This window comes from Deltaproteobacteria bacterium, assembly GCA_016177765.1.
GTDB lineage: Bacteria > UBA10199 > UBA10199 > JACPAL01 > JACOUP01 > JACOUP01.
Window position 1 is genome coordinate 1,143,269 of the sequence record JACOUP010000008.1, and the last position, 20,480, is coordinate 1,163,748.

A 20,480-nucleotide genomic window follows, 5' to 3' on the forward strand; every position below is an offset into this window, starting at 1 on the left:
TTGAGTCATCGGGGCTCCTCGTTTTCTCCAAAATAATCTTTGTCGAGTGAAATGGTAGCCATCCCTGTGGTCACGGCGGCCCTGGCAACGGCGCGGGCGACCCTCTGATGTACCCACGGGTCAAGGGGGGAGGGGACCAATTCTCTTTCCGGGGCGGCGTGGGCGATCGCCTCGGCCGCGGCGATGTACATTTCCTTGTTCATCTTTTGCGCCCCAGAATCCAGGACCCCTTTCCAGATCCCCGGGTAGCCGATCAGGTTGTTGATCTGGGCCCCGTCCGAGGCAAACGAGGCCCCCGCTTTCAGGGCCTCCACGATGGAGATCTCCGGCTGGGGGTTGGAGAGGGCGAGGATCACCTGTCCCTTCCGGACCATTGTTGGTTTGATCAGTCCCTCCTGACCCGTTGTGGAAATAACCAGATTGGCCTTCTTCATCAGCTCCTCCAGTGTGGCGGTGGTCCCTCCAAATTTTTTGTGTCTCTGGAGGGATTCCTCTTTGAGGTCAAAACCGATGACCGGTTTTGAAGTGTATTTCATGATCAGCCGGGCAATTGCGGATCCGGCGGCCCCGAGGCCAATCTGCCCGATGGTGACCTCATGAATATCAAGTTCCGCCATTTTGCAGGCGTTGATGGCGGCGGCAAGGCTCACCACCGCGGTTCCATGCTGGTCATCATGCATGATGGGGATAGGCAGTTTCTGGAGACGTTCTTCGATCTCAAAGCAGTCCGGGGTCTGGATATCCTCGAGCTGAATGGCGGCGAACGTCTTTGAAATAGTCTCCACCGTTTTTACGAAGAGATTGATATCCGTTGTGTTAATCAGGATTGGGATCATGTTGAGACCGGTGAATTGGGCAAACAGGGCCGCTTTCCCCTCCATGACCGGCATCGAGGGGACTGGTCCCAGATTGCCAAGCCCCAAGACACGACTCCCGTTGGTCACCAGGGCCACCGTTTTAGAAATAGTAGTATAGCTGACCGCTTGTTTTGGATCATCATGGATCAGTTTGCAGACGGAGGCGACACCGGGGGTATAGACCTTTCTCAAATCCTCAATCGATTGCACCGGAAAGGTCGGCTGAAGGCTCAATTTCCCTCCCTGGTGAAGTTCCAAGACATCATCGATCACCTGTTGCAGTTCAACGTCGGGTGTCTTTTCGGCCGCCTTGATGACCCGGGCGAGCCCGGCTTCGTCATCAACGATGATCGAAATGTCGCGGACGTTGTGGAGTTCACCCACCAAAACAGTGCTGATTTCGCCGATATCGGCACCGGCCTTGGAGAGGGCCGTGATGAGCGCCGCCAGCGTCCCCCGCACATTTTTATTTTTACACCGCAGGGTTCTGACGATCTTTTGTTTGTAGAGCATACGATTTTAAGAAGTTCCGAGGTGATGGCTGATGTATTGAAGGATGTCCCGGATCGAGATGATCCCGGAGGGCCTTCCCTCTTTGAGGATCGGGATATGACGGAACCCCCCGAGAGACATCTTGTTCAAGGCGGTGGCAATCGAATCCGTTTCGCGCAAACTTTCCGGGTCGGGAGTCATCACTTGGGAGACAGGAGAGGAAAGTGTTACCTTCCCCAATACCTTGAAGAGGAGGTCCCGCTCCGACAGGATCCCTTTGAGGAAATTCCCTTCGGTGATGAGCAGGCAACCGATCTTGGATTGTTTCATCTTCTCGACTGCGTTTAGAAGGGATTCTTTTTCAGAGATAGCAATTGGTTTTTTGGGGGACAGTTTCTTGATCGGGTCTTCCATGAGGGATCGGCCAATTTCGGTTTTGGGAGAAGAGATCCCGTCCAGACTCATGAGCGATTCATTGCAGTTCTCACAAAAATCATCGCCGGGAATATTCTTATGGCCGCAGGAAGGGCAGATCATTGTTTGCCTCCTTTGGGTGACCCACCCTCAATGACCCAGGTGTCGCCGCTATGGAGCAGGGCCTCCAGACTGCCGGGGCCAGATTTTTCACGGGCCGCCTCGACCTGATGGCTGACCAAGTCTTCATAGGTCTCCTTTTGAACCGACCGGAAGACCCCCACGGGGATAGGGAACTCGGGGGCGCTGATGCGGGAGAGGAAAAAGGCATAAGAAGAGTCTTCGGAATTTTCATCATGGATGACGAGGTCTTTTTCGGTGACACCGTTAGGTTGGCCGAGTGTCACCACTTCCGGCTTGAAATTTTTCATCCGGATCCCCTTGTCCCGGTTTTTGCCGAAGATGAGCGGCTTTCCATGCTCCAGAGAAATCATATTATCCGAGCGGAGCTGGCGGTCGGTGACTTCTTTGAAGGCGTCATCATTGAAGATGACGCAGTTTTGAAAAATCTCAACGAAGGCGCTCCCCTCGTGGCGAGCCGCTTTTCTCAAAACAGAACCCAGGTTCTGATTATCGGAATCGATGGTTCGAGCCACAAAGGTGGCCTCCGCCCCGAGGGCCAGGGAAATCGGATTAACGGGGTAATCGACCGATCCGTACGGGGTTGATTTTGTCTTTTTCCCAAACTCGGAGGTGGGGGAGTATTGCCCTTTGGTCAGCCCATAAATCTTGTTATTGAAGAGGAGAATCTTGAGATCGACGTTTCGTCTGAGGGAGTGGATCAGATGATTACCGCCAATACTCAAGGCATCCCCATCGCCAGTGACGACCCAAACTTGCAGGTCTGGTCGGTGGGCCTTGATCCCTGTGGCGATGGCCGGGGCCCGGCCATGGATCGTATGAAAGCCGTAGGTGTTGACATAGTACGGAAGTCGGGAGGAGCAACCGATCCCTGAAACAAAGACGAAATTTTCGCGAGGGATGCCCAATTCCGGGAGGATCTTTTGGACCTGGGCGAGGATCGCATAGTCACCACAGCCGGGGCACCAACGGACATCTTGGTTGGAGACAAAATCCTGCCGTGTTAATTGGGGGAGGCTAGTTGTTTCTCCGGCCATGGTTTTACCTTTCTTGTTTGCAGGATTTTTTCAATCCCGTTCATAATCTCTTTGACCTTAAATGGCTGACCCTGGACCTTTGTCAGACTCTGGGCCTCGACGCCAAACTGGCCGCGAAGGATAAAAGCCAACTGCCCCAGATTAAGTTCAGGGACAAGAATCTTTTCGAACGAGCCCAAGACCTCGGACAGATTTTTGGGGAATGGATTGAGGTAGCGGAGATGAATACTGGAAACGGAATACCCTTTTCTTTGCATCTCCTCGACCGCCGAGGTGATGGCGCCATAGGTCCCCCCCCATCCGACCACCAGAAGATCTCCTCCCTCTTTGCCAAAGACCTTGACGTCAGGAATCGACTGGGCCACGCGGGCAACTTTCTCCGTCCTGAGGTGGACCATCAGTTCATGATTCTTCGGGTCATAGCAGACATTACCGGTGACGTTTTCTTTTTCAAGACCGCCAATTCGGTGTTCCAGCCCTGGAGTTCCGGGGATGGCCCATGGCCGGGCCAGCGTTTTTTCATTCCTGAGGTAGGGTTTAAAACTCTCGGCCTCTGTGGGGTGGGTGATTTTGATTCTTGGAAGGCTTTCGATCGCGGGGACCAGCCATGGTTCGCTCCCATTGGCCAAAAAGCCATCGGAAAGATAAATCACCGGTGTCATGTATTCTACGGCGATTCGGAACGCCTCGATCGCCATCAGAAAACAATCGGAGGGAGAACAGGGGGCAACGACCGCCAACGGCGCCTCTGAGTTACGCCCAAAAAAGGCCTGGAACAGGTCGGCCTGTTCGGTCTTCGTCGGCAATCCTGTGGAGGGTCCTCCTCTTTGGACGTCGACAATAACCATCGGAAGCTCCGCCATGATGGCGAGGCTGATCGTTTCTGACTTGAGGGCGAGACCCGGTCCGCTGGTTCCGGTCAGCCCAAGGGCACCGGTAAAGGCGGCCCCCAGTGCCGCACCGGCCGCGGCAATCTCATCCTCCATTTGCAGGGTTTTCACGCCAAAATTTTTGTGCTTGGAAAGTTCATGGAGAATGTCCGAGGCAGGGGTGATCGGGTAGCTGGCGTACACGAGTGGTTTCCCGGCCAGCTGTGAAGCGGCGACGAAGCCGATGGCGGTCGCCTCATTCCCGGTAATGTTTCTGTATTTACCCGGGGCGAGCTTTGCCTTCGGGACATGATAATGTTTTTTGAAAAGTTCCGCTGTCTCCCCGTAATGATAGCCGGCCTTCAAGGCCATCTCGTTCGCCTTGGCGATCTCCCCTTTAAACTTTTTGTTGATCCAGCCAGTGGTGACATCAAGGGTTCTGTCGTACAACCAGAACATGAGCCCCAAGGCGTAGAAGTTTTTGCAACGATCAATCTCCTTTTTGCCCAAAGAGGTTCCTTGGATAGAATTGGCATTGAGTGTCGTGATCGGGAGTTGATAAACCTCGTAACGACCGAGACCACCATCGGTCAATGGGTTTGTGGCGTACCCCGCTTTTTTGAGGTTCCCTTCGGTAAAGGCATCCATATTGACGATCAGCATCCCTCCTTCTTCGAGGTCTTTCAGATTTGTCTTGAGGGCGGCCGGGTTCATGGCGACAAGGACATTAGGGGCATCTCCCGGGGTACGGATGTCCCGGCTGGAAAAATTGATCTGATAACCCGAAACGCCGGCCAATGAACCGGCGGGGGCCCGGATTTCAGCCGGGTAGTCGGGGAAGGTGGAAAGGTCATTGCCCAGCGTCGCTGTCGTTGTCGTAAATTGCATCCCGGTCAACTGCATGCCATCCCCGGAATCGCCGCAAAAACGGATGACGACGTCCTGTTTTTCTTCTACCCCTTTACCGATTGTCACCCCTTTCTTATCCTGACTCATCTTCTTCTTTCCTTTCAGCCTTTCAAGCCCCGTCAGGGCTTTTTTGCTCCTGGTGCGGGTCGGGTGGCAGATTCAACACCTCGTACGGAAAATGCTCCGCCAGGTACATGATTATATCACTCGTTGAGATAAGACCGCAAATCACTCCCCCCTCCTTAAGAATCGGCAGGCGTCGATAACCCCCCTTGGACATGATTTGTATCGCGGTGGCTATGGAATCGTCCATTCGGATCGTCTTTGGTTTAGGGGTCATGAACCGATCAATGGGGGAAGAAACCAACTCTTGAGACTCAGTCACAATCTTTGTCAGGGCATCTCTTTCGGTAAAAATTCCCACGAGAGCCCCCTTTTTTTGAATGAGTGCGCTTCCCTTTTTCTCTTTTTGCATCCTCTGAACAACTTCTTTGAGTGGTGTTCCGGATTCTACAATAAGAGCCGGTCTCATTCGAAGATGCTTGATTTTAGCCTGCTTGAGGGCCTTTCGCAGTTCCATGGTGACACTCCTTTCATACTCCAGAGAAGAGGGATCTGTCAAATCGGGTATGAATTGTAAAACGGGCTATCGGTTTGACTTAAAGGGGAACTTCTGTCAATAGGGTAGTGTCGAATTGAGGATGATGGGGATCATGTTCGAAAAACAGGGAAAATACGGTTTTTGGCAGCGGGTTTATCTGGTGGAGGCGGTAAGAGGGCTCTGGACAACGGGGCTTCACTTTTTCAGGAATTTTGTCGGCTTGAAAAAGATCGGAACCTACGAATATCCGGAAAAACCGAAACCGATTCCGGAGGGATATCGGGCAGAACACCGGCTGATGCTCCGGCCGGACAATTCGATCCGGTGTACCGCCTGTATGCTTTGCGCCACCGCCTGCCCGGCGGAGTGTATTGAAATTGTGGCGGCGGAAAATCCTGACCCCAAGATTGAAAAACAGCCGACAGTCTATAACATTAACTTATTGAGGTGTGTTTTCTGCGGACTTTGTGTGGAGGCCTGCCCCTGCGATGCGATCCGGATGGATACGAAGCAAATTGACATGGCCGGATTCACACGCGGCGAATTCATCCGAGATATCGATTATCTGACACAAAACCATCCCGAGGGGATGAGTCCTATTTCAATTGCGCCATGAAGAAACCTCGGGTGAACCACCCTTGGGTGAAACACCCTTATCGTGTCACACTGATTCGCGGCGACGGGATCGGGCCTGAGATTACCGATGTCGCCCTCCAGGTTTTAGCGGCCACCGGTGCCAAGATCCAGTGGGATGAGCAGATCGCGGGTCTTCGGGCGATCGATCGTTTGGGGACACCGCTTCCGGAGGCGACCCTCCAGTCCATTCGCAAAAATAAGGTCGCCCTGAAAGGCCCGCTCACAACGCCGGTTGGCAAAGGTTTTTCGAGCGTCAATGTCCTGATCCGGAAAGAATTCAACTTCTACGCCAATGTGAGGCCGGTTAAAAGTCTTCCTGCTCTTTCCGATCGGTTTGGGCCTGTGGATCTCGTCATTGTGAGAGAGAACACGGAAGATCTTTATTCCGGCATCGAACATATCGTCTCGCCCGGTGTCGTCGAGTCGGTCAAGGTGATTACCCGCAAGGCGTCACTCCGGATTGCCAATTTTGCCTTTAAGTATGCCGAGCAAAATGGAAGAAAAAAGGTGACGGCGATTCACAAGGCGAACATCATGAAACTCTCGGACGGACTTTTTTTGGATTGCGCCCGGCAGGTGGCGAAGAAGTATCCCAAGATTCATTACGATGAATTGATCGTCGATAACGCCTGCATGCAACTCGTCCTCAACCCGTCACGATTTGATATCCTTCTTTTGGAAAATCTCTATGGAGATATCGTCTCCGATCTTGCGGCGGGGCTTATCGGTGGACTTGGCCTTGTCCCCGGCGGGAATATCGGGGAGTCCGGCGCACTCTTCGAGGCGGTCCACGGGAGCGCCCCGGACATCGCCGGAAAGCAAAAGGCGAATCCGGTTGCCCTGGTCCTTTCGGCGGCGATGATGCTTGATCATTTGGGGGAGAAAAAGGCGGCTGACAAGATACGACGAGCGGTCGAAAAAGTTCTCAGTCAGAAAAAATTCAGAACACCGGATCTTGGGGGTAAGGCGACCACGAAAGAAATGGGGGAAGCGATTGTCAAAAGAATCAGGAGCTAATCGTCTCCTTCAAACGATGACAAGGAATGGGCAAAAGGGAAAAATTTGATCCTCTTCAGCAGTTTTTCATCGGCCGTGATAAAGGCTGCTTCTGATCGTTCCGCCGTGGCGACGAAGAGGGCGTCATAAAAGGTCAGTTGGTATTGTGCCGCCAGTTCCAACGATCGTGCCAGTAATGACTGGCGCAGAGGGATAAGAAACCAGGGCAATCGCCATAAGGCCAGAAATCCCCTTTGAATCTTTTCCAGATCGCGGGGCCATTTTTTGAGAAAGACATTGCCGACTTCGTAGAAAAGAAGATCGGGAATAATAAATTGAGAGTCCCCCTTTCTGAAAATCTGCAGAATCCTTTGAGCTGGTGAATCGTCCGGTTCATCCTTGACGAACCATTTGACGACAACGGAGGAGTCAACCACAAAGGAGGAGGGCGGCACTAACGGGAGTCCCTCATATGGCGGATAAGCCCCTCGGCGGTTTCACCAGGGGAGAGTTTGAATTGGAACTCACGGAGACGGTCAAAGGCTTCCTCTGACCGGACAGGGAACGCCATCTTTTGACCCCTTAAGAATTCAAGGGCCAGGTCCTTGATAAGCTCGCTTCGGCGTTTGTGGTTCTCCTCGGCCGCTTTGTCCAGCTCTTCCAACAGGTCATCCGGCAGTGAAATCATCACCTTGGCCATGACCAAAGATTATAGCTAAAGATATAATATGTCAATACCCATTATATCCCCACTTATCCGATTTTCTAAGGCCACAAGAGGAGCGAGGCGGCAAACGAGACCCCCAGGGGGATGACGAAGTTATCCCAGTCCCTGAGCGGGAACGATTCCAGGACCGCCCCGATTGTGGCGAGTGGCAGGGAGATCCAGAGAGGGATATAAAGGAGGCAGCCGACAAGGGCCGTGAGAAAAAAGGCAATCGACCCGATCAGCTTTTTATTAGGCGCGTAGAAGATTTTTGCTTTTCCCCACTTTTGGCCAACGAGGGCGGCCGCTGTGTCCGAGAGACAGACCTGCACAAACCCGCAGGCGGTGGCCGGGTAATCGAAAAAAAGGATGGAGAGGATAATACCCAGGGAGAGAAGCGGAGCCGCCCAACCAATCTTCCCCATTTCATAGGGACGTTTGCACGACTCCGCAAAATCAGAAAAAAAGGGGAGCTTTCTTCCACGGATCCGGAGAATTTCGAGAAGAAGATAAAAAACAGCGGCGCCAGCCATGACCCAAATTACGATCAGAGGGTATCTTGGCAAGAGTGGTAACAGGAGCAACCCTGAGAGGTGCACCAGTTTTCGCCTCTGTTCTTGGGTGATCGGGGTCATCATCAGAAGGTCTTCACCAAACTGATTCCCATGCTGTCAAGATTCATTTGAGGAACAACAAATAAAGAATGATTTTCCTTTTTATGGAAACGGGCCGTTCCCAGAGCAAAGGCGGTTCCGATCGTGGCCCCGAAAAGGACGTCGGAGACAAAATGCTTGTTGTCATCCAGACGGGAAAGGGCAATCAGGGAGGCGAGGGCGTAGGAGGGGATCCCGGCCCATGGCCCGTAGACGGCAGTTACACTGGTGGCCATAGCAAAGCTGGCGGAGGCATGACCGGATGGAAAGGAGTAGTTGTCGGAACCGTCGGGGCGCGCGCGGCCAACACCGTATTTAAACCCCAGGGTCATCGCTTCGGTCAAGAAGAGGGATTCCACAAAAATTTCGCCGAGGAGTTTTAGTTTTTCATTTTTAAGGAAAAAACCGGCAAGGACCGTTGCAAACGAAATCCCCCCCAGGGTATAAATTTCACCGAAGACATTGAAGAAACCGTTGCCCCTCCCCAAAAGGTTATGGGAGGCCATCGATTCTTGAATGGCCGAATCTTGGGTCCCCACGATCCCGGAGAGAAGGATTCCATTGGTCCAGACCAGGGCCACGGGACTCAAAAATGTTTCTAGAATATCTTCTCCTAGATGACGGGGCAGTTTTTCGAAAAACCAGTGCGAGGCCGACTCTGACCGCTCCAGGTATTCCTGCTCATTAGTTTTGGGTTGTGTTTCCGGTTCCTGGGCCCTGACCGCAGAACTGCTCATGAGAAGGAGCAGGACAAGCGCCGTCTTTTTCTTAAGGGGCATCATGGATTGCTTTTTCAAGGCGGGCCAGGGTCTTCTGTTTGCCGAGGATACCCATGAGTTCAAAAATACCGGGGCTGACCGTTCCTCCGGTCAGCGCCACCCGGACCGGCTGAGCCAAATCCCCCAGCTTCTTTCCCGTCTCTGCCAGGATTCCCTCAAAGACAGGTTTGATCGACTCTTCCGTGAAATCTTTCAAGGAGGTCAATGGTTGGAGAAGCCTTTGGAGGAGTTTTCGATTGTCCTCCGTCAAAAATTTCTCTCCGGCTTTTTGCTCGATAACAATCTCATCCCGGAAGAAAAAACCGACAGCCGCGGGGATTTCGGAAAGTAGCTTTACTTTTTCTTTCACGCTTCCAACAGCATGGCAGGATTGATCCGTTTCTTTCACCGTGAATCCCGCCTTTTCCAGAAAAGGGCGGGAGAGTGTGAGAAGCTCCCCGTTCGTTTTTATCTTGATGTAATGGCTGTTCAACCAGAGAAGTTTCTCAGAATTGAAAACCCCGCCCGATTTGCCGACCGCTTCAATGCTAAAGTTTTCGACCATTTCTTCCCGTGTGAAAATCTCCTGATCCCCGTGGGCCCAGCCGAGACGCACCAGAAAATTGATCAACGCCTCCGGGAGGTACCCTTGTTCCTTGTATTCCAAGACCGAGGTAGCCCCATGCCGCTTGGAAAGACGGGACTTGTCCGGCCCCAGGATCATCGGCAGGTGACCGAATTGGGGAGGGGTGTAACCAAAGACCTTGTAGAGCTGAATCTGCCTCGGGGTATTATTAAGGTGGTCATCGCCCCGGATGAGATGACTGATCTTCATCGTGACATCATCGACCACCACGCACAGATTATAAGTCGGTGTCCCATCGGTTCTCTGGATGACCAAGTCGTCCAGTTCCTCATTCTGGAAGGTGACCGTTCCTTTGATCAGGTCATTGACGACCGTTTCCCCCGATCTTTCCGTGACGAAACGGATGCAGTAAGGCTTCTTCTGGTTTTGGTCAGCGTTCTGGCACCGGCCATCGTACTTTGGCTTGAGTCCTTTGGCCAGAAGCGCCTTGCGTCTCTCTTCCAGTTCCGCGGCGGTACAGTAACAACGGTAGGCCCTCGATTGTTTGAAAAGTCGCTCGATATGTTCCTTATAGATCTCCATCCGTTCCATCTGGTGGTACGGCCCTTCATCCCAGTCGAGGCCGAGCCAGCGGAGTCCCTCCACAATCGAATGAATGTACTCCTCGGTGGAACGTTCCCGATCGGTGTCCTCGATCCTTAAAAGGAAGGTCCCCTTGTTTTTTCGCGCCAACAGCCAGTTGAAAAGAGCGGTCCTGGCGCCGCCGATATGGAGGTGGCCGGTGGGGGATGGGGCAAAACGACAACGAAAAGACATGGAGCAGAGTTATATTGGGAATACCAGGGAGGTCAAGATATTATCAAGCCCGCATACCCAACGACAGATTTATAATCGTGAGTAACATCACCACTCGTCGCATGCTGAACCAGTTCCGCCTTCCGGGCCCCCAATTCTTTGGCGGCGACAAGCATTACGGTTGTCGGGATAATTCCGCACATCGAAATCGATTTCTTGTGGACTGTTTCGTAGAGTCCCTGGGGATCGAGGGCCAGGATCTTTTCGATCGCCTCAAGATCTTTCTTGTGAGTGATCTCCTGGTTTTCATAATGATTCATGTCGGAGCTGGCGATGATCAGGACGGGCTTACCGGTTCCCTGGATTGTTTGGGCCAAGGCCCTGCCGATCTCGTGGCAGTCGGAGTAACGGAGATGACTCAGGGTGACAGGGACAAAAGTGAACTGACGTTTCAGGGACTGGAGGAACGGGATCTGTACTTCCAGAGAATGTTCGGCAATATGAGCGGCGGTATCTTTTTGAAGGAGTGGGCAATTTTTCATCCACTGGAGGCTCAAAGAGACATCGACAGGTGCTTTTCCCAAAGGTGTTTCCCATTCCCCTTCTGGCCAGATGGAGGCAGGGAGACCATAACCGGTGTGGTTGGGGGAAAGGATGATCATTTTTTGTGGGAGTTCTATTTGAGAATAAACCTGGCCTGCCACAGTCCCGCTATAGTGGTAGCCGGCATGGGGAGAGACAATCCCAATCGCTTGTTTTTTTTGGGGTGACGGTGCCAGGCACCGTTTCAGTTCAATCTCTAATTTTTGACGTTCTGCCGGGTAAAAGGAACCGGCGACCGCCGGTTGGCGCAACATAACTTTTTACTGCTGTTCCTTCTTTTGAACGGAACCCTGGAGCCACGGCATCATACCGCGGAGCTGTTCTCCCACCTTTTCCACGAGACTTTTTGCAGTGTTCTCGCGAAATTTCTTCATGGCGGGGTTCCCCTTTTCACACTCCTCGATGTATTCCCTGGCAAAGGAACCGCTTTGGATTTCTTTCAAGATTTTTTCCATCTCCTTGCGGGTTGTTTCATTAATAAGGCGGGGGCCGCGCGTGTAGTCGCCGTATTCGGCGGTATTGGAAATCGAATAACGCATATTGGCGAGACCGCCGTTGTAGACGAGGTCGACGATTAATTTGAGTTCATGGAGGCATTCAAAATAGGCAACCTCCGGTTGGTAACCGGCCTTGACCAGCGTTTCGAAGCCGGCCTGCATCAGACCGGTCACGCCACCACAGAGGACGGACTGTTCACCAAAGAGATCTGTTTCTGTTTCTTCCTTAAAGGTGGTTTGGATCAGACCGGCCCGGGTCCCGCCAATCCCCTTGGCATAGGCGAGCCCGATCTCTTTCGCATGACCCGAGGCATCCTGTTCGATGGCGATCAGACAAGGGACGCCGACCCCATCCTGGTATTGGGATCTCACCAGATGCCCCGGTCCTTTTGGGGCGATCAGGAGACAGTCCAGATCCTTGCGTGGGACGATCCGCTTGAAATGGATATTAAACCCGTGGGCAAAGAAGAGGGCCGCGCTTTTTTTTAGGTTTTTTTCAAGATGTTCATCCCAGAGCTTTTTTTGGTCCTCGTCCGGGATCACGATCATCGCTACGTCCGCCATCGAGGCTACGGCATCGGCATCGGTCTCTACAGAAAGCCCGGCCTGTTTGGCACGGGCAATCCCTTTGCTTCCTGAGCGGAGACAGACGGTGACATCCAGGCCACTCTCTTTAAGGTTCAAGGCATGCGCATGCCCCTGCGAGCCGTAACCAAAGATAACAATTTTTTTCCCCTTCAAGGGGGCGAGGCTTGAGTCTTTGTCGTAGTAAATGGTGGCCATAATGATCCCTTTCCTCAGGAGGGATAGCCGATAGCGCAATCAGCAGGTTAAGTCAATCCTTTGGCTTCAAGCGGCTATCTTCCTCTTCAGGGAGCGGGCCAGGAGAAGTTTAATCAGGGCCTGGTAGGGGATATCATAGGCACTGGCATAAGCACGGAGGCGATTCAGAAGTGAGGTCGGAAGACGGATAGAAACAACCTGTGTGGGCGGCTGAGGGGGCAGTTTAAACCCGAGGTTTTTCAAAGAAAGGGGTTTCTTTTCATTAATCCAGTCAACGGTATCGGTTGAATCGTAATCTTTTATCTCATGAACCCTTTGCTTCATAAATCCTCCTTTCCCGCCGTGAAGAGGGTCTGGCAGTAATAATCCGAATCTTTCCCTTCCGTACGGTAAATCCGATCATGAGAACACGACCTTCCAAACTCTTGCCATAGAGAAGATAACGTTTTTCACTGAAGGCGGAGTGTTTCAAATCCTGATAAATTCGGACCTTATCATCGTAAAAACAACTCTCCGCTTCCAAGGCCGAAACTCCATGCTTTTCCTCATTCTTCTGGATATTCCACTGATCCCAATCAAAGGTTATCTCCTTCACTCAAGAGTAAGGATAACGGATGAAGCGTGTAGTGTCAAGCGCTACATGCCTCTCCTCGTAAGGAAGCAAGGGAGGAACGGTGCGGTGTGAGTCAACCATAGACTGTTCAGCGAAGGTTTTTAACAAGTTCCGGCAGGACATCTCTCACCCCATTGATCACGAACTGAACCGCGACCACTGCCAGCATCAGTCCCATGATCCGGTTGACGACCCGTGTTCCGGTCACCTTGAGCAGACCCAGAAGCCGCATCGAGTGGACCAATACAAAATAGGTAATCGTGACCGCTATCGCCGAACAAAGGATGATCACCAAGGTTTGTGTCAGGTGTTTGGTCCCGCCGCTCAAGACCATAATGGTGGTGATCGCCCCTGGGCCGCTCAAGAGGGGGATCGCCAGGGGGACGACCGCGATATCCTCTTTCAGAAGTCCTTCATCGACCTCTTCCTGGGTTTCTTTCATTCGTGTTGGTTTGGCGTGCAACATCTGCCAGGCGACACCAAACAGCAAAAAGCCGCCGGCGATCCGGAAGGCGCCCAAGGTGATCCCAAAAATTTCAAAGAGGAGATGTCCCAACAGTGAAAAGAAGACAAGCACCCCGAGGGCGATCCGGCAGGCCCTTCGGGCAATCAGTCTTCTTTGCCGGTAGGATTTTCCGTCAGTCAGGGCTGAGAACGTCGAGGCGGCCCCGATCGGGTTGAGGATGACCAGGATGCTAGGGAAAGCGAAAAAGAGGTATTCCTTCCAATCCATAACAAGGATCACCCTACAACATCTCTTTTAGAAAATCAGCAACTTTTACCTGGGGGGACCGATCTTACCGGCACTATGGGCTTTTGTGTCGATCGTCAAGGAAGTGTTACCTGCTCCTTTTTTCCTCCCCTTAGACTAAGGGGAGGCCAGGAGGGGTTAGGAAGAGGGGGAACATTTTTAGCGGTTGCCGCCGATCCGGACCCGGGGCGGACGGCTCCGGGCTCCGATGAAGATTGGTTTCAAAAAGAAAAAAGGGGAGCCGGCTTGAAATTTTTGGATTGGACCCTTGGCCTCGGAAATCTGGGGTGTACCGCTTTTGCGACTTACCGGGCGGCTCGAGGTAGGGGGACCGTCTGGATCCCGGTTCTTTCGGGCGTCTTCAGCGTGGAAAAAGGGGTTAAGATTGTGGCCGGTTGGGACTATGGAACGGCGGGCGAGGTGGCCGAAAACTTGGGAGCCACCGCCGCGCTGGCGGTCTGCACGGTCGACCAGGTTCGTTCTCTGAGACGGCCGACTCCTTCTTCCAACGGCAATGGCCCTGCCCCGGTAGCAGACCGGGATGGTGACGGGATTCCAGATGCCCAGGATCGCTGTCCGGAGGAAAGCGGAGTGGCCGAAAACCAGGGATGCCCCCGTGTGATTACCCCGCCTCCGCCGACACCAACAGAAGTCGGTGGCGGGCAGTCGGACTAGAGTAGCCCACTCCTTCGGGTGATTTTAACGACTCTATTTTTTTGATTCACAAAGATAATCCTCGGCTGGTGCTTTTTTAATTTTTTCTCGTCCATCGCGGCAAAACTGGCAATAATCACCAGGTTCCCTTTCTTTGCCATATGGGCGGCCGCCCCGTTGATCTGAACTTGGCCGGAACCGGCCGGGGCCGGGATCACGTAGGTTTCAAAACGGTTGCCGTTGGTGATATTCCAGATATGGACCATCTCATGGTCGTGAAGGTCCGCCGCGTACATCAGGTTTTTATCGACCGAGATGCTCCCCTCATAATGCAAATCGGCCTTGGTCACGCAGGCCCTGTGGATTTTGGATTTCAGGACAGTTCGGAACATTCGCAGAAACCCTAGGCCCTTTTTTTCTTGAAGTCAAGATTCCGTAAAGCTAGGATCGCCGGAATTTCAGGAGTAAAAATGAAAATAAGGATTCTGGATATCCCGGAGGAGGGGCTTGATCTTGTGGAAGAATCTCCCTCTAAGGGTGTGTCACCCAAGGGGCAAGACCACTGGTTTGACGAGACCGTTCGGGAGGCCCTCCGCGAGAAATTCCCGAAGACAAACAGGGCCTCTTTTAACGCGCATCTGGACAAGACCTGCCGGAATGTCTCGGTTGTCGGGCAAATTGAGATTGATACCGACCCGACCTGCGATCGTTGTCTGGAACCATTTCATCATCACCTTTCCATCCCCTTGAAAATGGATATGGCTCCTTATGAGAAGCCGGAAGAGGCGGCCGGGGATGACATTAAACTCAGCAAGGATGATCTTAATTTTAGTTTCTATCAGGGGGATGAGATCGATATTGCTCAAATCGTCCACGAACAGATTGTTTTAGAGACTCCGATCCGCAACCTTTGTCAGGAGGATTGCAAAGGACTTTGCCCGCAGTGTGGTCAGAATCTGAATAAGGGAAAGTGCTCCTGCCCCCCTCAAAAAAAGCATTCTCCCTTTGTGGCCTTGAAAAGGATATTTAAGTCTTAGTCCTCTCAAACCGGGCAAGCAGGCTGTAAGTTGCAGGGACGACAAATAAGGTGAGCCCTGTGGAGACGAGAACACCCCCGATGACGGCGATTGCCATCGGGATCCGTGTCTCGGAGCCGGGCCCGAGTGCCAGGGCCGGTGGGATGGCGGCGGCGATCGTGGAAACCGAAGTCATCAAAATCGGCCGGAGACGAACAGGACAGGCGGTCATCAGGGCTTCCTGAAGCGGTTTTCCTTGCCGCCTCATCTGATTCGTAAAATCGACGAGCAGGATCGAATTCTTTTTTGCAATCCCCATCAAAAGAATCAGACCGATCATGCTGTAGATGTTCAGGGACTGCCACCCCACTAGCAGGGCAATGAAGGCCCCGGAAACGCTGAAGGGGAGGGCGAGCAGGACGGTGAAGGGATGCAGGAAACTGTTGAACTGCGAGGCGAGGATCATATAGGCGACAAGGATCCCGAGCCAGAGGGCGAAGGTCAAACTGGTGAACGATTCCTTGAAGGTTTGTGCCGAGCCGCTAAAGACAACGCGATACCCTTCCGGCAGGATTTCGGAGGCGATCCTGGAGGCGGCCTTCAGGGCCTCGGCCTGCGAAGCGCCCTTGGGTGAACCACCCTTGGCGACATTGGCCATCAGCCCGACCGATCGTTCCCGGTTGGTTCGTGTGATTTTGAGGAGTGTCGGTTTTTCCGAAAGGGTCGTGACCTCCGAGAGCGGGATCAGTTCCCCGTGGTTGTTCCGGACGAAGAGGCTTTGAATATCCCCGGACCGGACCCTGTCTTCTTCCTTGAGACGGACCCGCACATCGTTCCGACGCCCGTTTTCAATGAACTTTCCAGCCTGTACCCCGCCGAAGGCGACATTGATGGTCCGCGCGATATTCCTGACACTGACCCCGCGCGCGGCCGCCTTTTCACGGTCGGGGATGATCCGGACCTCCGGCATATCGGTCTGATAATCCGTATCCACATCAACAAAGAGGGTGTTGGCCTTCATCTTTTCTTCAATCTTTTGGGAGAGGTCGACCAGTTTCTCCCAATCCGGCCCCTGAATGTTGAATTCAACAGGGAAGCCGCGTTTGGCGGTCATCCCGCGCATGGAAAGGTCCTGGATGAAGGCCTTGGTGTCCGGAATGTTGTTCAACTCCTTCCGGACCAGGTCCATAAATTTTTGTTGAGAGAGCTTTCGCTCCCCCTTGGGCTTGAGGGTGATAAAGATCACGCCCGAATTGACCTCACTGCCGCCGAATCCGCCGACGGCGGCATAGTAGCGTTTTACCTCCGGACGCGAGGTCAAAAAGGCCTCCGCCTGCCGGAACCGGCTGTCGGTAAAGGAGAGGGAGGAGCCGACGGGGGTTTGAAGGCTGACGAGAAACATCGATTGATCCTGAGCCGGCACAAATTCTTTTTTCAGGAATTTCAACGAACCGAGCGAAAGAACGAAGAAAAGAGCCGAGGCGATCACCACCTTCCCCCGGTGTTGCAGTGTTTTCCCCAGGAGCCGACGATAGAGGGGGGCCAGTTTTTCGATGAAACGGTCCACCTCTTTTCCCAGCCGGGTTGTTCGTCTGCCGGTCGAGACAAACTGAGAACAGCGCATCGGTGTGAGTGTCAGGGCCTCCAGTAGCGAAAGGGAAACGGCTACGGAGAGGGTGACCCCAAACTGGAAAAAGAATTTGCCGATAACTCCCTTCATGAAGGCGACCGGGAGAAAGATAGCGATGATGGCCAGTGTGGCCGCAATGGCGGCAAAGGTGATCTGCCGGGAGCCGGTGATGGCCGCGGCAATCTTGTTTTCCTTGGAGGGGATGCCCTTGGGTGAACCACCCTTCCGTTCTTCCTGATGGCGGTAGATGTTTTCGAGGACCATGATGGCATCGTCCACGACGATGCCGATTGCCAGGACAAGGCCCAACAGTGTGAAATTGTTCAGCGTGAAACCGGCAAAGTAGAGCACAAGAAAGGTGCCGATAACGGAGGTTGGGATTGCCAGGAGGATATTGAAGGTGGAACTGAACGACCCCAAAAACAGCCAGCAGACCAGGGCGGTCAGGAGGGCCGAGAGAAGGAGGGTGAATTTGAGTTCGCCGATCGATTCCTTGATAAAGCGGGTGCTGTTGAAGTTGATGTCCAGGTGCAACCCCTGGGGAAGCTGCGATTGGATCTCTTTCACTTTCTTTGTCACATTTTCGGCCACCTCGACGGCGTTGGCCCCCCGTTGCTTACGGACCCCCAAACCGATGGCGGTCTGCCCGTTCACACGGGAGACCCTGCGGACGTCGTTCAGCCCCTCTTCGACGGCTGCTACCTCTTTCAGCAAAATGGTCTTGTAAACCGGCTGGCCGCCTCTTTGGGAGATCACAAGGCGGCTGAATTCTTCGGCGGTGGGGGCCTCTCCCAGGGTCCTGATGTTGTATTCCTTGTCAGTTGTTTCAATTCGCCCCGCCGGCATCTCGACATGTTCCCGCTCAATGGCGGCCAGCACATCATCAACGGTCAGCTCTTTTTCGGCCAGCTTCCCGGCGTCCAACCAGACCCTGAGGTTCGGTTCCAAAAAGCCGCCCAGGAAGACCTCCCCCACGCCGGAAACGGTTTGAAACTGGTCCTTGAGGGAATTGCGCGTGTACTCCATCAGCTCTCGGATCGGCCTCTCCCCGGAGAGGGCAAGCCAGATAATCGGGTTGTCTTCCGGATTGGTCTTGGTCACCGTGGGGGGGTCGATCTCGTTGGGGAGCCGCCTCTGGACCTGGGCGATCTTGGTCTGAACCTCCTGGAGGGCGGCATCGATGTTTCTGCCCAGCTCAAACTCGACGCTCACGGTGGCGATCCCTTGCCGGCAAGAAGAGGTAATTTCGCGGATCCCCTGGATGGAGGTGACGGCATCTTCCACAATATCGACAACGTCGGTTTCCATCACCTCCGGGGCGGCCCCTTCGAGTGAAAGATGGATGGTGATCACCGGAAAGTCGACATCCGGCATCTCGGAGACCCCCATCCGGGAAAAACCGATTCCCCCAAAAAGAATCAAGGCGGCCATCAGCATCCAGGCAAAGACGGGATTACGAATGGAGATTTCTGAAAGCGTCATTGCTGGGCCTCCAAACTGCCTGTAGTGATTTTAAACTGGAGATAGTCCAGTTTTGCCTGATACCGGGCCTGGGCCTCCTCCCGTTGACGCTCCAGCCACTCTTTCATCGACTGCAACACCTCAAGATTGTTGACGAGGCCGAGTTGGTAATCCTGGGCCTGGGCCTTGTAATTCGCCTCCGCTTTGGCGGCGGCCTTTTTCAGGGCCGATTCGTGAGAGCGAGAGGTTTGCCAATTGTTGAGTGAGTTGCGGACCTCCATTTCGGCACGGCGGAATTTATCTTGTTTGTCCAGTTCGGCCTGTTTGAAACCGGCCTTGGCCTCTTTGACCCTTCCCCACGTTGTCCCGTCGAAGATTGGGAAGTTGAGGGTAAAAAGAAGATCCCAGTTAATATCGCTGTAAAGGCCGACACGGTAAGGGTAGTAATTGGCCTGGGCATCGAGGGTCGGCAGAAAGGCCCCTCTTTCGACGGAGAGTTTTCCTCTGGCCAGTTTGAGCCCTTCTTCTGTAGCGGCGAGGTCCGGTCGGGAATGGAGTGACAGGAGGGCCTCCTCTTCCGATGGCAGGGAGACGGGGGGCGTAGGGCTGTCGCTTAGGCGTTGTCCTTCTGGCATCAACCGTTCTCCGGTGAGAAAGCTGAGCATTTCATAGGCGGTTTTGATCTGCCCCCGGTTTTTCTCCAGTTCGGATTCCAACACCAGGCTTTGAGATTCCGAGGCCAATTTTTCACTCTCTCTCGATTTTCCAAGACGAATCCTTCTGTCAATTTCTTGATTTCTGGATTGGAGTGTCGAAAGCATATTTTGGAGAATCTTCCCATCCTCTTCAAGATTTAAAAGGGTGGTGTAGGCGACGGCAACATCCAGAAAAAGGAGTTGGCGGGCCCGCTCAACGGTCAGTCGATTCATCTTCTTTTCCGATCCGGAGACGGCGAGGGCCTTAAATTCCCTCAACCCCTGAAACAGAGGTTGCCTAAGGGTAATTGCCACCTCGGGACGTGTCCGCCGGGTAAAGGTATTGAGGGCCCCGCTGTCCGATCCGGCGGCCTGGACAAATTCGGTTCCCTTCGCATTGATTTTTGGCAAGGCCGTTCCCAAGGCCTGAAGGTAATGGGCCTCGGCTATCCGGATGGTTTCTTCCTGAATGGCGAGCGTGGCACTCTGTTTCAAGGCCTTGTTGTAACAGTCTTGAAGGGTCACTGTTTTCAGTTCCCCGGCGGAGGCGTTCAAACCGGTTAATAAAAAGGTGACGAGAAACAGTCTTCGATTCATCGCTGGATTCCGTATAAAAATAGTGGAGTGTTGTTAAGTATTGCGGCATTGACGCTTCTTGACAACTCTTTTCTTTCCCACTAGGTTCTCTGGCCCATGCCAGTCCCGAAGCGAAAAAAGTCCAGGGCGCGCCGGAATAACCGGCGGGCCGCTATTCATCTGAAGGTCCCCTCCTTGAACCCGTGCCCCCGTTGCAAGGAGCCCCGATGGCCGCACCGGGTCTGTCTTTCCTGCGGTTATTATGGGGATACGGAAGTCGTTCCGATGGACAAAAAGTAGCATGAAAATCGCTCTGGCCACCGATCATGGTGGTTTTCCTCTCAAAGAGACCATCAAAAAACTTCTGTTGGAACTCCATGTAGACACGACCGATTATGGCAGTGAGGGGGCGGAGTCTGTGGACTACCCTGATTACGCCATTGCCGTGGCGGAGCAGGTTTCGGAAGGAAAGGTCGATGCGGGGGTTTTGGTCTGCGGCACCGGGATCGGGATGGCGATTGTGGCGAACAAGTTCAAGGGGATCCGGGCCGCTGTTGTGAATGACCCTTATACCGCCCGGATGGCCAAGGAGCATAATAACGCCAACATCGTCTGTTTGGGGGGACGGGTCAATGACCCGGAGAAGGCACGAGAGCTGGTCAAAATCTGGCTGACGACCCGATATGAAGGGGGGCGGCATGACCGGCGCCTCCAGAAAATTTCTGAGATAGACAAAAAGAATCTCAAATAA

At 53.4% G+C, this 20,480-nt stretch carries 24 protein-coding genes; 6 read left to right on the top strand and 18 right to left on the bottom strand.

From position 1 onward, the window contains the following. Nucleotides 1–5 precede the first annotated feature (5 nt). Genes HYS22_08035 through HYS22_08055 form a run of 5 tightly spaced genes read right to left on the bottom strand, consistent with a single transcriptional unit; the run spans nt 6 to nt 5,299 of the window. Complete coding sequence (locus HYS22_08035; GenBank protein ID MBI1910101.1) at nt 6–1,370, bottom strand: NAD-dependent malic enzyme; 1,365 nt, start codon at nt 1,368–1,370, stop codon at nt 6–8. Between the two features lie 6 nt (nt 1,371–1,376). Further along, on the bottom strand, nt 1,377–1,886 hold the full coding sequence (locus HYS22_08040; protein ID MBI1910102.1) for a CBS domain-containing protein: 510 nt from the start codon (nt 1,884–1,886) through the stop codon (nt 1,377–1,379). Further along, on the bottom strand, nt 1,883–2,941 hold the full coding sequence (locus HYS22_08045) for a 2-oxoacid:ferredoxin oxidoreductase subunit beta (protein MBI1910103.1): 1,059 nt from the start codon (nt 2,939–2,941) through the stop codon (nt 1,883–1,885). The genes HYS22_08040 and HYS22_08045 overlap by 4 nt, the downstream gene beginning before the upstream one ends. Next, nucleotides 2,908–4,806: a 2-oxoacid:acceptor oxidoreductase subunit alpha gene (locus tag HYS22_08050; GenBank protein MBI1910104.1), complete on the bottom strand. Its 1,899-nt coding sequence runs from the start codon at nt 4,804–4,806 to the stop codon at nt 2,908–2,910. Before HYS22_08050 ends, HYS22_08045 begins: the two co-directional genes overlap by 34 nt. Before the next feature lie 22 nt (nt 4,807–4,828). Further along, on the bottom strand, nt 4,829–5,299 hold the full coding sequence (locus HYS22_08055) for a CBS domain-containing protein (GenBank protein MBI1910105.1): 471 nt from the start codon (nt 5,297–5,299) through the stop codon (nt 4,829–4,831). 133 nt (nt 5,300–5,432) lie between these two features. Here HYS22_08055 and HYS22_08060 point away from each other — a divergent pair, with 133 nt between their 5' ends. Both HYS22_08060 and HYS22_08065 read left to right on the top strand, forming a co-directional pair. Then, the gene (locus HYS22_08060; protein MBI1910106.1) at nt 5,433–5,936 is read left to right on the top strand and encodes an NADH-quinone oxidoreductase subunit I; all 504 of its coding nucleotides are present in this window, start codon (nt 5,433–5,435) and stop codon (nt 5,934–5,936) included. Further along, nucleotides 5,933–6,973, top strand: coding sequence for an isocitrate/isopropylmalate dehydrogenase family protein (locus HYS22_08065; GenBank protein ID MBI1910107.1), 1,041 nt, complete (start codon nt 5,933–5,935; stop codon nt 6,971–6,973). Before HYS22_08060 ends, HYS22_08065 begins: the two co-directional genes overlap by 4 nt. Here HYS22_08065 and HYS22_08070 read toward each other — a convergent pair. The 10 genes from HYS22_08070 to HYS22_08115 all read right to left on the bottom strand — a co-directional run bounded on the left by HYS22_08070 (nt 6,970) and on the right by HYS22_08115 (nt 13,691). Continuing rightward, nucleotides 6,970–7,407, bottom strand: coding sequence for a type II toxin-antitoxin system VapC family toxin (locus HYS22_08070; protein ID MBI1910108.1), 438 nt, complete (start codon nt 7,405–7,407; stop codon nt 6,970–6,972). The two genes, HYS22_08065 and HYS22_08070, sit on opposite strands and share 4 nt — an antisense overlap. Next, the gene (locus HYS22_08075) at nt 7,407–7,652 is read right to left on the bottom strand and encodes a ribbon-helix-helix protein, CopG family (GenBank protein ID MBI1910109.1); all 246 of its coding nucleotides are present in this window, start codon (nt 7,650–7,652) and stop codon (nt 7,407–7,409) included. The genes HYS22_08070 and HYS22_08075 overlap by 1 nt, the downstream gene beginning before the upstream one ends. A 65-nt stretch (nt 7,653–7,717) precedes the next feature. Then, a complete protein-coding gene (locus HYS22_08080; protein MBI1910110.1) occupies nt 7,718–8,296 on the bottom strand; it encodes a hypothetical protein in 579 nt (192 codons plus the stop codon). Continuing rightward, nucleotides 8,296–9,093 (bottom strand): phosphatase PAP2 family protein, encoded by a 798-nt coding sequence (locus tag HYS22_08085; GenBank protein MBI1910111.1) that lies wholly within the window; start codon nt 9,091–9,093, stop codon nt 8,296–8,298. The genes HYS22_08080 and HYS22_08085 overlap by 1 nt, the downstream gene beginning before the upstream one ends. After that, entirely contained in the window at nt 9,080–10,471 is a 1,392-nt protein-coding gene (gltX, locus tag HYS22_08090; protein ID MBI1910112.1) for a glutamate--tRNA ligase, read from the bottom strand. Before gltX ends, HYS22_08085 begins: the two co-directional genes overlap by 14 nt. A gap of 32 nt (nt 10,472–10,503) precedes the next feature. Continuing rightward, entirely contained in the window at nt 10,504–11,307 is an 804-nt protein-coding gene (gene amrB / locus HYS22_08095; GenBank protein ID MBI1910113.1) for an AmmeMemoRadiSam system protein B, read from the bottom strand. 6 nt (nt 11,308–11,313) lie between these two features. Beyond that, nucleotides 11,314–12,333 (bottom strand): ketol-acid reductoisomerase, encoded by a 1,020-nt coding sequence (ilvC, locus tag HYS22_08100; protein ID MBI1910114.1) that lies wholly within the window; start codon nt 12,331–12,333, stop codon nt 11,314–11,316. Between the two features lie 66 nt (nt 12,334–12,399). Continuing rightward, nucleotides 12,400–12,657, bottom strand: coding sequence for a hypothetical protein (locus tag HYS22_08105; protein ID MBI1910115.1), 258 nt, complete (start codon nt 12,655–12,657; stop codon nt 12,400–12,402). After that, nucleotides 12,638–12,928 carry a BrnT family toxin gene (locus HYS22_08110; GenBank protein ID MBI1910116.1) on the bottom strand — a complete coding sequence of 97 codons (291 nt, stop codon included), beginning with the start codon at nt 12,926–12,928 and terminating at the stop codon, nt 12,638–12,640. The genes HYS22_08105 and HYS22_08110 overlap by 20 nt, the downstream gene beginning before the upstream one ends. A 106-nt stretch (nt 12,929–13,034) precedes the next feature. Beyond that, the gene (locus HYS22_08115; GenBank protein MBI1910117.1) at nt 13,035–13,691 is read right to left on the bottom strand and encodes a MarC family protein; all 657 of its coding nucleotides are present in this window, start codon (nt 13,689–13,691) and stop codon (nt 13,035–13,037) included. A 63-nt stretch (nt 13,692–13,754) separates the two neighbouring features. Here HYS22_08115 and HYS22_08120 point away from each other — a divergent pair, with 63 nt between their 5' ends. Next, on the top strand, nt 13,755–14,372 hold the full coding sequence (locus HYS22_08120; protein ID MBI1910118.1) for a hypothetical protein: 618 nt from the start codon (nt 13,755–13,757) through the stop codon (nt 14,370–14,372). Here the strand turns inward: HYS22_08120 and HYS22_08125 are convergent. After that, nucleotides 14,369–14,743 carry an aspartate 1-decarboxylase gene (locus HYS22_08125; protein MBI1910119.1) on the bottom strand — a complete coding sequence of 125 codons (375 nt, stop codon included), beginning with the start codon at nt 14,741–14,743 and terminating at the stop codon, nt 14,369–14,371. The genes HYS22_08120 and HYS22_08125 overlap by 4 nt on opposite strands. A 78-nt stretch (nt 14,744–14,821) precedes the next feature. Between HYS22_08125 and HYS22_08130 the strand changes: the two genes are divergently transcribed. Next, the gene (locus tag HYS22_08130; protein ID MBI1910120.1) at nt 14,822–15,388 is read left to right on the top strand and encodes a DUF177 domain-containing protein; all 567 of its coding nucleotides are present in this window, start codon (nt 14,822–14,824) and stop codon (nt 15,386–15,388) included. Here the strand turns inward: HYS22_08130 and HYS22_08135 are convergent. Together HYS22_08135 and HYS22_08140 are read right to left on the bottom strand one after the other, a co-directional pair. After that, nucleotides 15,378–18,479 (bottom strand): efflux RND transporter permease subunit, encoded by a 3,102-nt coding sequence (locus HYS22_08135; protein ID MBI1910121.1) that lies wholly within the window; start codon nt 18,477–18,479, stop codon nt 15,378–15,380. The two genes, HYS22_08130 and HYS22_08135, sit on opposite strands and share 11 nt — an antisense overlap. After that, nucleotides 18,476–19,750 carry a TolC family protein gene (locus HYS22_08140; GenBank protein MBI1910122.1) on the bottom strand — a complete coding sequence of 425 codons (1,275 nt, stop codon included), beginning with the start codon at nt 19,748–19,750 and terminating at the stop codon, nt 18,476–18,478. Before HYS22_08140 ends, HYS22_08135 begins: the two co-directional genes overlap by 4 nt. A 96-nt stretch (nt 19,751–19,846) precedes the next feature. Here HYS22_08140 and rpmF point away from each other — a divergent pair, with 96 nt between their 5' ends. Together rpmF and rpiB are read left to right on the top strand one after the other, a co-directional pair. Then, nucleotides 19,847–20,029, top strand: coding sequence for a 50S ribosomal protein L32 (gene rpmF / locus HYS22_08145; GenBank protein MBI1910123.1), 183 nt, complete (start codon nt 19,847–19,849; stop codon nt 20,027–20,029). A 1-nt stretch (nt 20,030) separates the two neighbouring features. Then, on the top strand, nt 20,031–20,480 hold the full coding sequence (gene rpiB, locus HYS22_08150) for a ribose 5-phosphate isomerase B (protein ID MBI1910124.1): 450 nt from the start codon (nt 20,031–20,033) through the stop codon (nt 20,478–20,480).

What these genes read in the sequence shown, in the direction of transcription:
- HYS22_08035 (MBI1910101.1), bottom strand. Translation starts at nt 1,370, where the DNA reads ATGCTCTACAAACAAAAGATCGTCAGAACCCTGCGGTGTAAAAATAAA.
- HYS22_08040 (MBI1910102.1), bottom strand. Translation starts at nt 1,886, where the DNA reads ATGATCTGCCCTTCCTGCGGCCATAAGAATATTCCCGGCGATGATTTT.
- HYS22_08045 (MBI1910103.1), bottom strand. Translation starts at nt 2,941, where the DNA reads ATGGCCGGAGAAACAACTAGCCTCCCCCAATTAACACGGCAGGATTTT.
- HYS22_08050 (MBI1910104.1), bottom strand. Translation starts at nt 4,806, where the DNA reads ATGAGTCAGGATAAGAAAGGGGTGACAATCGGTAAAGGGGTAGAAGAA.
- HYS22_08055 (MBI1910105.1), bottom strand. Translation starts at nt 5,299, where the DNA reads ATGGAACTGCGAAAGGCCCTCAAGCAGGCTAAAATCAAGCATCTTCGA.
- HYS22_08060 (MBI1910106.1), top strand. Translation starts at nt 5,433, where the DNA reads ATGTTCGAAAAACAGGGAAAATACGGTTTTTGGCAGCGGGTTTATCTG.
- HYS22_08065 (MBI1910107.1), top strand. Translation starts at nt 5,933, where the DNA reads ATGAAGAAACCTCGGGTGAACCACCCTTGGGTGAAACACCCTTATCGT.
- HYS22_08075 (MBI1910109.1), bottom strand. Translation starts at nt 7,652, where the DNA reads ATGGCCAAGGTGATGATTTCACTGCCGGATGACCTGTTGGAAGAGCTG.
- HYS22_08080 (MBI1910110.1), bottom strand. Translation starts at nt 8,296, where the DNA reads ATGATGACCCCGATCACCCAAGAACAGAGGCGAAAACTGGTGCACCTC.
- HYS22_08085 (MBI1910111.1), bottom strand. Translation starts at nt 9,093, where the DNA reads ATGATGCCCCTTAAGAAAAAGACGGCGCTTGTCCTGCTCCTTCTCATG.
- gltX (MBI1910112.1), bottom strand. Translation starts at nt 10,471, where the DNA reads ATGTCTTTTCGTTGTCGTTTTGCCCCATCCCCCACCGGCCACCTCCAT.
- amrB (MBI1910113.1), bottom strand. Translation starts at nt 11,307, where the DNA reads ATGTTGCGCCAACCGGCGGTCGCCGGTTCCTTTTACCCGGCAGAACGT.
- ilvC (MBI1910114.1), bottom strand. Translation starts at nt 12,333, where the DNA reads ATGGCCACCATTTACTACGACAAAGACTCAAGCCTCGCCCCCTTGAAG.
- HYS22_08105 (MBI1910115.1), bottom strand. Translation starts at nt 12,657, where the DNA reads ATGAAGCAAAGGGTTCATGAGATAAAAGATTACGATTCAACCGATACC.
- HYS22_08120 (MBI1910118.1), top strand. Translation starts at nt 13,755, where the DNA reads ATGGGCTTTTGTGTCGATCGTCAAGGAAGTGTTACCTGCTCCTTTTTT.
- HYS22_08125 (MBI1910119.1), bottom strand. Translation starts at nt 14,743, where the DNA reads ATGTTCCGAACTGTCCTGAAATCCAAAATCCACAGGGCCTGCGTGACC.
- HYS22_08130 (MBI1910120.1), top strand. Translation starts at nt 14,822, where the DNA reads ATGAAAATAAGGATTCTGGATATCCCGGAGGAGGGGCTTGATCTTGTG.
- HYS22_08135 (MBI1910121.1), bottom strand. Translation starts at nt 18,479, where the DNA reads ATGACGCTTTCAGAAATCTCCATTCGTAATCCCGTCTTTGCCTGGATG.
- HYS22_08140 (MBI1910122.1), bottom strand. Translation starts at nt 19,750, where the DNA reads ATGAATCGAAGACTGTTTCTCGTCACCTTTTTATTAACCGGTTTGAAC.
- rpmF (MBI1910123.1), top strand. Translation starts at nt 19,847, where the DNA reads ATGCCAGTCCCGAAGCGAAAAAAGTCCAGGGCGCGCCGGAATAACCGG.
- rpiB (MBI1910124.1), top strand. Translation starts at nt 20,031, where the DNA reads ATGAAAATCGCTCTGGCCACCGATCATGGTGGTTTTCCTCTCAAAGAG.